Source organism: Bacillus sp. AFS001701, assembly GCF_002559405.1.
Taxonomy (GTDB): Bacteria; Bacillota; Bacilli; order Bacillales; family Bacillaceae_G; genus Gottfriedia.
This window is the reverse complement of record NZ_NTZO01000032.1, coordinates 1-706: the sequence shown is the minus strand read 5'-3', so window position 1 is coordinate 706 and position 706 is coordinate 1. Positions and strand designations below refer to the sequence as shown.

1 pseudogene is annotated in these 706 nt (G+C 29.3%); it reads left to right on the top strand.

Annotated elements, in window-relative coordinates:
• Positions 1 to 473: 473 nt before the first annotated feature.
• Positions 474 to 706 (top strand): annotated as a pseudogene (locus CN514_RS26340) (winged helix-turn-helix transcriptional regulator); the annotation flags it as partial.

Below are 706 nucleotides of genomic sequence, written 5' to 3'. Positions count from 1 at the left end.
CTATTTCGTTATTAATGAAGCAATTGATACCGAAAATGATTGATAATATCAAACAAACTGATGTAGTTAGTGAAAAGGAGCAATGAACTAAATGCAAAACTAATACTGTTCGAAAGTTTATTAGAAGTCTGCGATGAAAAAGTTAAATTTGCTATTCAAAAGAAAATAAGCTTGATTTCAGATGTTGTATGATTATTTACTGAATTGGTATATCAGGGGAAAGCTAAAGAATTATTAGACTTTCTTTTCCCCATTCTATTTTCACTTTCATTTAATTCACATTTTTTTACCATTATTTAGCTTCAACTTTTAATGCCAATTAATTTATGTCAAATTTTTAACCAAATCACCTACAGTGTGTTTTATTAAACTATTTGCTTTAAAATAAATTCTCGTCAGATTACAATAAGTACATAAGAAATATTTTGTAACTAAGTAATGGGAGTGAATATTTTGATTGAAGAACGGGCTAAATTATATATGTTTTATTAAGTGGCCCAAAACGTTTTAGTGAGAGAGATTAATACACTTATCCCGGACTTAAGTAAACGGATGCCAACGGAAAGAATGAAAGAAATTAGAAGAGTATGGAGTTGTTTTACGCAATGTGATCCCTGAGTAGCCAGTCAAAATAACAGAAAAAGGTAACGAACTTGGGAAATTTCTTGGGCCTATAAGACAGTGGGCAATTAAAATTTATTTTTAA